Genomic DNA, 9,289 nt, shown 5'->3' on the forward strand with positions numbered 1-9,289 from the left:
TTGTCGGAATTGATCTCTGTCCTGTGGCTCGCCAGTTCTGCGATAGTCGCCGCGCACCTGCGACTTGATCACGTCGTGGAGCCGCATTGCCTGCATGCGGGATGAATGGGGGGATCGACCATGACCAGAACAGCGTGGCGGAGACGGACCACGCGTCAGAACGTCGCGCGGCGAGGGATCGTCGGCGTCGTGATGGCGATGGCGCTGGCCGCACCGACTGCGGTTCCTACCGCCACCGCAACCACGGCCGCGCTGGGCGTCCCGCCGGTGCAGCAGACCCGCTCGGTCAAGGGTGTCACCACACTCACCCCGCGCAAGCTTTCCGTCAGGGACCAGACCAAGAAGCCCTTTCAAGCGGCGAAGGCCCACTGGCCGGATGCCGCGTCGGTAACCACCACACTGGCCGCCCCGAAGCTCGGCGCGAAGCAAGGAGCAAAAGCGTCAGTCGTCGGCACCCCGGTGTGGACCCGCGCAGTGGGCCCGGCCAAGGGCTCATATCAGGGACCTAAGAAGGTCTCGGTGCGCGTGCTACCGCACCATGACGCCGCTAAGCTCGGCGTGGCCGGCGTGGTCCTCACCATTCAGCCCACGACCGGCGGTCGAGGGAAGGTGCAACTCGGCCTGGACTACAGCGCCTTCGCGCAAGGTTATGGCGGCAACTACGCCGAGCGCCTGCACCTGGTCAAGCTTCCCGCCTGTGCGCTGACCACCCCTGAGCGTGCTGCCTGCCGCACCCAAACCCCCCTGGCAACCGATCAGGACCCGACGTCGCGTGAGCTGACGACCACCCTGGCTCTTCAAAGCACCCCCTCCCAGGTAGTCTCACCGCAGGCTTCAGCCTCCGCCGGTCGTACAGCTGCTGAGCCCACCTCCGCGGCATCCAGCGCCACCACCGGCGCCCAGATGATGGTGCTGGCGGCAACCGCCTCCGGCACCACGCAAGGTGGAGCAGCCGGCAGCTACGAAGCCACCACTCTGGCACCGTCCAACTCATGGACGGGCGGCAGCTCATCGGGGGACTTCACCTACAGCTATCCCATCGCGCCCGCCACTTCGTCAGGATCACTGCAGCCCTCCGTAGGCCTGGCGTACGACTCGGGCTCGGTAGACGGGCAGACCTCCTCCACCCAAGCCCAGTCCTCCTGGGCGGGCGACGGCTGGAGCACGCCTGACTCCTACATCGAGCAGAACTACACCGCCTGTTCGGACAACCCCGAGGGTAGCCCCTCACCGGTATCCAGTGGAGACAGGTGCTACGACGGTCCGGTCCTGACCCTGTCCCTCAACGGCTCGTCCACCTCCCTCGTCAAGAACGACGGCGACGGCACATGGAAGCCCGCGGACGACAACGGCTCCACCGTGAAACACGTCACGAACTCCAACAACGACTCGGGCACCTACAACACCGACTACTGGATCATCACCGACCGAGGCGGCACCCAGTACTACTTCGGCCGCAACCAGTTGCCCGGCTGGACGTCCGGCAAGACAACCACCAAGTCTGTGGACAGCGTCCCGGTGTACTCCGCGCACTCCGGCGACCCCTGCTACAAGTCATCCGGGTTCAGCGACTCGGTGTGCACCATGGCGTACAAGTGGCACCTCGACTACGTCGTGGACGCCCACGCCAACGCCATGGCTTACTACTACGCCCAGGACACCAACTACTACGGCGAACAGAACGGCGCCCACAACGTCTCCTATGTGCGGGACTCGTACCTGTCCCGGATCGATTACGGCTTCCGCGACGGCGACGTGTACGGCACCGTGCCCGACAAGGTCGTCTTCAACCCCACCTCGCGCTGCACCCTGGCCTCCTGCGACCCGCTGTCGGCGAGCACCGCCGCCAGTCAGTACCCGGACGTCCCCTACGACCTGGTCTGTGCACAGGGAGCCACCTGCACTGCGCAGTCACCGTCGTTCTTCTCCACTGTCCGTCTCGCCTCGATCACGGTGCAGCAGTACAGCGCGACGGCCGCCAAGTACCAGACAGTCGACACCTACACCTTGCACCAGACCGAGCCGGCCACCGGAGACGGCACCTCTCCCACCCTCTGGCTGGCAGCCATCACACACGAAGGCGACGACACCACCGCCGGTGGCTCCACCTCTCCGATCACACTGCCGGACGTGAAGTTCACCGGCGTTGACCTAAAGAACCGGGTCGACACCTCCAACTTCCCCGGCCTGTACCGCTACCGCATCTCCGGCATCACCAACGAGATGGGCGGGCTGACCTCCATCACCTACGACACGCCGGAGACCTGCACCGCAACCTACGTGGGTACGGCGGACCCCAAAACCAACACCAAGTCCTGCTACCCCGTGTCCTGGACGCCCAAGGACTACCTCAACCCGATTACCGACTGGTTCCAGAAATACGCAGTGACCCGGGTGCTGGAGACCGACAGCACCGGCGGCGCAGTGGCCAAGCGGACGGATTACACCTACAACGGCGGCGCCGCCTGGCACCACGACGACAACGAGGTCGTCAAGGCCAAATACCGCACCTGGGGCCAGTTCCGCGGCTACGCCAGCGTGGAGACCCGTACCGGCGACGGAGCGAACGACCCCCAGACCAAAAGCGTCACCTCCTACTACCGCGGCATGGACGACGACTGGCTGTCCTCCTCAAGCCGCCGCTCGGTGAACGTCACCGACTCCCAGCAAGGCGAACACCCCGACAGCGACCAGCTGGCGGGCAACCCGCTGGAAACCACCGCCTACACCGGAGTCGGCGGCACAGTGGACAACTCCACCATCACCTCGTACTGGATCTCCGCCACCACGGCCACCCGCGCCCGCACTGGCATGCCGGCTCTGACCGCCCACGCCACCAACGTCGCCGAGACCTGGACCCGCCAGGCTGTCACCGACGGCACCAACCCCTGGCGCATCACGCAGACCGACAACACCTATGACGCCACTCCCGCAGACGACAACTTCGCCCTGCTGACCTACAGCTACACCCACACGGTGCCGGCCGACGCCGCCTACGACCAGTGCACCGCGATCACCTACGCCAAGGCCAACACCAGCACCAACCTGGTCGGCCTCGAGGCATCCAAGGAAACCGACTCGGTCGCCTGTGCCGGCTTCAGCCCCAACACCCCGGCCACCGTACCGAAAACCCTCAACAGCCTTACCGCCCCCACCAGCGTCTCCCGCCCGGACCAGGTGGCCTCCGCGACACGGACCTACTACGACGACACCAGCTTCACGACCGCCTTCCCACAGACCGCCGCGCCCACCAAGGGCGAAATCACCATGAGCCGGCAAGCCTCCGACTACAGCAGCGGCGCATTCACCTGGCAGACCCAGGCCCGCACCACCTACGACGCCTACGGCCGTCTCAAGGACGTCTACGACGCAAACGGCAACAAGACCACCACGGCCTACACCGTGGACAGTGTCGGCCTGACCACCGCCACGACGATCACCAACGCCAAGAACCAGACCACCAGCACCACCACGGACCCGACCCGCGGCCTCACCCTGACCGCCACCGACGCCAACGGCATCGCCACCACCGTCCACTACGACGCACTCGGACGCACCACCGAGGTGTGGCAGCACAATCGTCCCACCAGCGCCCCCGCCGACACCAAGTACAACTACACGGTCCTGCAGAACAGCCAATCCGGCACCACCACCCAGACCCTGAATGACACCCTGGACTACGTCCCCTCCTACAACCTTGTCGATTCACTCGGCCGACCGCGTCAGACCCAGACCGTGACCCCGCAGGGTGGCCGACTGATCACCGAGTCGTTCTACGACTCACACGGCTGGGTGTGGAAGAAGAACAACGCCTACTGGGACAAGAACAACCTCCCCACCCTGGCGACAGCCTCGGTACAGGACTCCCAGATCCCCAACCAGGACCGCTACACCCTGGATGGCCTGGGTCGCGTGGTCATCGACGACTCCGAGCAGTACTCAGTCCTCAAGCAGCACACCACCACCGTGTACAGCGGAGACGCCACCACCGTTATCCCCCCAACCGGCGGCACGGTAAAGACCACCCGAACCGACCCCCTGGGGCGCACATCCGAGGTCGACGCATACAGCGCCCGCCCCACGCTGACCACTCCCCTCAACACCTTCACCGGCCTGTTCTCCGTCACAGGCGGCACCTCCAACCCGATCACATACGGATACGACGGGCACGGCAAGCAGAACACCGTCACCTCGAAGGGCAGCACCTGGACGACCGTCTACGACCTGCTGGGCCGAGTGGCGTCCAAGACCGACCCGGACGCCGGTAAGAGCACCATGCTCTACGACGCGGCCGGGAACCTCACCCAGACCACCGACTCCCGCGGCAAGACCGTCTCCTACACCTACGACGCGCTGAGCCGCAAAACCGGTCAGTTCGCCTCCACCCTTGCCGCCCAGGCGCCCGGCGTGAGCGGCAACCAGACGGCCGCCTGGACCTACGACAACGACAACGCCGTCTCCGGCGTGACCAACCCGATCGGTAAGAGCACCACCGCCACCTCCTACAACGCCGGCAACGCCTACACCACCCAGCAGATCGGCTTCAACGCCTTCGGCGAATCACTCGGCCAGTCCATCACCATCCCGGCCGTACACGGCGCACTGGGCGGCAAGACCTACACCTTCCGCCACACCTACAGCGCCGACACCGGCCTGCTCATCACCGACAACTACCCCCTCGGCGGCGGCCTTCCCAACGAGATCGCCACACACTCGTACAACACCGCCCTGGACCTGCCCAACGCACTGGGGACCCCCTCTTACACCTACGCGCAGGAAACCATTTACAGCGCCTACGGCCAGGTGCTCAAGGAGACCCTGGGCACGGGCGCCAACCTGGCCTACCTCGACAACACCTACGACCCGCACACGGGTGCGCTGACCGATCAGCTCGTATCGCGCTCCACCACCCCGGTCAAGATCGACGAACAGAACTACACCTACGACCCCGCGGGCAACACCACCAAGCAGGTCACCACCCGCCTGGGCACCACAGCCACCCCCGAGACCCAGTGCTACCAATACGACGAGCTCGACCGACTCACCCAAGCCTGGACCGCCACCGACAACTGCGGCGCCACCCCCACCGCAAGCTCCCACGCACAGGTCGGCGATCCGCTCGTTGGCGGCACCGCCTACTGGACCAGCTGGGACTTCGACGCCCTCGGCCAGCGCCAGCACCAGATCCAGCACTCCACCACCGGCGGCGCCGACACCACCACCAGCTACACCTACAACTACAACGGCAACGGTACCGTCCAGCCCCACGCCCTGGCCTCCACCCAGGACAACGGCGCAAGCAACGCAACCACCAGCTACTCCTATGACAAGGCCGGCAACACCACCGGCCGCAACACCATCGCGTCAGGCAACCAAACCCTGGCCTGGAACGAGGCCGGACAGCTCACCCAAGTCAGCGGCGGCAAGAGCGGCACCACCAGCTACATCTACGACGCCGACGGCAACGTCCTGCTCCAGACAGACCCCTCTAGCACCACCCTGTACCTGCCCGGGGAGCAACTCACCCTGACCGGCGGCACCACCACCGGCGTGCGCTACCTGCCCCTGCCCGGCGGCGGCGCCGTCGTACGCACCGGCACCACCACCAACTACAAGTTCGAGATCAGCGACCCCCACGGCACCAACGGCCTCAACCTGGACAACACCGCCCAAACCCCCACCTGGCGCCAGTTCACCCCCTACGGCGACACCCGCGGCACCACCGTCAGCTGGATCGACAGCCGAGGCTTCCTCAACGCCCCAAACAACACCAACACCGGCCTCACCCAAATCGGCGCCCGCCAATACGACCCCACCCTCGGGCGCTTCACCAGCCTCGACCCCGTCTTCGCAGCCACCGACGACCAACAACTCGCCGGCTACGCCTACAGCGCAAACAACCCCGTCACCTATAGCGACCCCACGGGGCTGTACTGCGACGGTTGCAGCGCCGGTAACCCGGACAGCGCATGGGCGCCGGACAAGCACAACGGCCCCGGCTGCACCACGGAGGGCTGCTACGCCAAGAACAGCAGCGGCAGCTATGTCGCCGTCACCGGCCCGGCAGCCAGCTACCACCCCAGCAAGTCCGGTACTCACCGCAGTGAGGGCGGCTGCGCCAATTACGGATATATGGCGAAAGACGCATGTACCGCAGCACCCATCGGAAGAGGCGATAGTTTCGGAAGCACCACCAGTTCCTCTAGTTGGCATTTCCCCGACACTGGCTGGTATGGTCCACAGCCAGAGTTCAGTTGGCGAGAACTGCTCAGGCAAATAATCGATGGCCCAATCTGCAATCCAGGTTATCCCTGCGAAAATGGGCAGATTGCGATAGTTCCAATAGGTCCTGAAGGCCCTCTAGGTCGCGGCCGAGCCGGCGCACCGCCGGGCGGTTTGGTTATAACGGACGAGCAAGGCATTGCCGCGGGTAGCAGTGGTCTGCCGCGCCCCTACATAAACCCGAAGGGGAATTGGACCAACGACCTCTATACGGTCCGGCGGAAAGCTATGGAACCGCACATGAATGGGAGGACGGACACGGGTAAGAGCCAGTTCCTGTTCAACGTCGAAGCGGAGAAGGTTACGCTTGATGCTGCGGCATATGCAGATGCTAATGGCCTGTGGCAGGGAAACAAGGCTCGCGTTTACGTTGAGAACGGTCCCGTTGGCGTCGTCGGTAGGTCTGGTGAACTGACCAACTGGATCAGGGTCACCCGAGAGGGAAGAATGATTCATGGTTGGCCGGTTGGCCCGCCGAGCGGAGGATAGGCAGGTGAACCAAGTGGAACAGCTCGAAGGATGGCTGAAGCGGGATAACCTGAAAGGGTTCCTGCTTATGGTCTCGGAAGTGATCGAATATCGCTTCGACGATTCGGATTGGGATGCTTTTCAAGCAGGCCTGGATTCATCGAATCAAGGCAGCAGTTGGTTTGATTACCCCTTGGTTGGGCGGGTCTCGGTTCGAGTCGAAATTTCGCGCTTCGATGAGGAGGGGGACGTTGACATCAAAGTCTCTCTCCCTGCAGACGAACCTTGCCTCCTGGGTCAGATTCGAGCGGTATGGATGGTTTTTAATCGCTTGGATGTGTCCCCTGATGTTCAGTTGATCGACTGAGAATAACGCCCAGATGTTTCCCGGAGGGAATTCTGCGCGGCTCCGCAAGGGGCTTCCGCACGGTGTGTGACGGCAACGCAGCTGGCCGCCAGCGGCCCCACGAGGCATCTCGTGGGGCCGCTGGCGGCCTGAAGGGAGCGGAGCATTCCCGGCTTGGCGGCAGCCCCGCGGCCTGGGGCCGTATCCGGGCTGAGGGCGTCGATGAGGATCACGGTAGGCAATCTCGACTATCGGCAAGGAGCGCAGGCGGCCAGTCTGGGCCGGGGGGCCTCTATGTCTTTGGTCAAGCGAGGCGTGGGGTTCGGGGTTCTGGGTTCGTAGAAGGTGCCGTCGCGGAGCATGGCGAACAGCACGTTGATGCGTTGTCGGGCCAGGCGCCCGGCACGCTCACGGGCTTGTGCGTGGCGCGGTCGGTTATCTGGGTGACGGCCTGGTCGACGAGGTCGAACAGCTCGATGCGGCGCAGGGGGTCGGGCAGGGCGCGTTTCAGCTGCACGACGGCGACGTCCCGGGTGATGGGCGCGGTGGTCAGCCGGTCCAGGGCTTCGACACGGCTCACGAGGCCGGTGAACAGCTCGTCGGCGTTCTTGCCGTCGATCACCACAGCGCCGTACTGCGCGGTGAGGGCCGGGGCGGCGTCGCTGAACCGGCCGTACTGCGACCAGAACAGCGGGTACCGGCGCGATCGGGTCCCCAGCACTTGCAGAACGCCCTGAAGCCAGTCAGGGCTATCGGCTACTGAACTTGATCGAGTGATGTCGGGAGGGTTCGCCTGACAGCGGCCGCTGGCGCCGGTAGCTCCTGGGGGATGAGATATGTGCAGGGTGGTGGGCTAACCGACACCGAGAGGGCCGCTCGGGAGCGGATCCGGTTGCAGGCTGTCGTCCGCTTCGAGGCCGGGGAGAAGAATCGGAAGGTCGCCGCCGCGCTGCGGGTGAGCGAGCGGTCGGTGGAGCGGTGGCGCCAGGCCTGGCGCGAGCGCGGCCAGGTCGGGGTCCTGTCGCAGGGCTCTCCGGGACGGTCCGGCTCAGCGAAACGCAGGTCGCTAGGCTGGAGGGGGAGTTGGAGCGTGGCCCGTTGATCCACGGCTGGGCTGACCAGCGATGGACGCTGGCGCGGGTCAAGACGTTGATTGGCCGGCTGTTCCACGTCTCCTACACCGTCGAGGGCACGTGGCGGTTGCTGAAGCGGCATGGCTGGAGCTGGCAGCAGCCGGCTCGGCGCGCCATCGAGCGGGACGATGATGCGGTCGAGGTGTGGAAGAAGGAGATCTGGCCGCGGGTAAGAGGACTGCGGCGGAGCGTGGAGCCTGGATCGTCTTTGAGTTGCGCCGTGAGGCGCTGTGTTTCGTGTGGAGGTGAGAGACCTTCGCCGCCTCTCTGTCGTAGCTGAGAGGTGGAGCTGAGGGCAGCCTGATCTGGGTGATGCCGGGGAGGGCGGGAGCGGCCCTGACAAAGCCGGGACGTGCCAGTACTGCCAGATGGCGCGGGTCCGGCGAGCGGGATGGAGAGGAGTACGCGAGGAACCGGCGTCTTTACGTCTCTTAACGATGTCATCGGCTCGAACCTGGCGGATCTGGGCCGGAAGGGGTGCGCACTCGTCGAGGGTCGGCGGGGAACTCCTTGGTCGGTCTTTCGAAGCCGGCCGGGAGGCCACGAGGAAGGACTACGGCGTACTCGTGGCGATGCCGCAGGGACACAGTCGGGCTCCTACTTCGTCGAGCGAAACGAAGTGAACACGGGAACCATCCGGTCGCACCTCCCCGGTGACGGGCAGCCAGTCCGCTGGTGGGGATAGGCGCATCGACCGCTGAACGGGCCGGGTGAGGCGGAGCCTCCGTAGTACTCCGAGCCGGGGAGAGATCGGTGCATGGGGAAGGGCGGCAGCGGTATCGAGAGGGGAGGAGACTGCAATGCCGAAAGAGGCGCCGCTGAACAGTGGCGCTCTGCTGGAGACGGTCCCGGTGGGGCCGCGCCAGCGGGTATCGGAGATGCAGGCCAAGCTTCACCGTTGGGCGGTGGCCGATCCCGGCCGCCGGTTCGACGATCTGTTCAACCTCGTGCACGACCCGGCTGTTGGACGGGAGGGTAGTTGGAGCGTGGGGTGGTGGCTGAGCTGGTGTGTTGTTGATTCGTTGAGGGGGGTGGGGGAGGGAGTGGGTGCTGGGTTGGG

At 65.2% G+C, this 9,289-nt stretch carries 3 protein-coding genes and 2 pseudogenes; 4 read left to right on the plus strand and 1 reads right to left on the minus strand.

Going from position 1 to position 9,289, the window contains the following annotated elements; all coding sequences use genetic code 11:
* Positions 1-120 precede the first annotated feature (120 nt).
* Positions 121-6,771, plus strand: a complete 6,651-nt coding sequence (locus ADL25_RS37850; RefSeq protein WP_159045098.1) for an RHS repeat domain-containing protein — start codon at positions 121-123, stop codon at positions 6,769-6,771.
* A gap of 13 nt (positions 6,772-6,784) precedes the next feature.
* Positions 6,785-7,117, plus strand: coding sequence for a hypothetical protein (locus ADL25_RS49410; RefSeq protein ID WP_159045099.1), 333 nt, complete (start codon positions 6,785-6,787; stop codon positions 7,115-7,117).
* A gap of 283 nt (positions 7,118-7,400) precedes the next feature.
* On the opposite strand, the gene ADL25_RS49415 is transcribed toward ADL25_RS49410, so the two are convergent.
* Positions 7,401-7,817, minus strand: coding sequence for a hypothetical protein (locus tag ADL25_RS49415; protein ID WP_059132461.1), 417 nt, complete (start codon positions 7,815-7,817; stop codon positions 7,401-7,403).
* Positions 7,818-7,925: 108 nt separating this feature from the next.
* On the opposite strand from ADL25_RS49415, the pseudogene ADL25_RS37860 reads away from it, so the two are divergent.
* Positions 7,926-8,442 (plus strand): annotated as a pseudogene (locus ADL25_RS37860) (winged helix-turn-helix domain-containing protein); the annotation flags it as partial.
* A 587-nt stretch (positions 8,443-9,029) separates the two neighbouring features.
* Positions 9,030-9,289 (plus strand): annotated as a pseudogene (locus ADL25_RS51120) (hypothetical protein); the annotation flags it as partial.

Source organism: Streptomyces sp. NRRL F-5122, from assembly GCF_001507435.1.
In the GTDB taxonomy this organism is placed as follows: domain Bacteria; phylum Actinomycetota; class Actinomycetes; order Streptomycetales; family Streptomycetaceae; genus Streptomyces; species Streptomyces lannensis.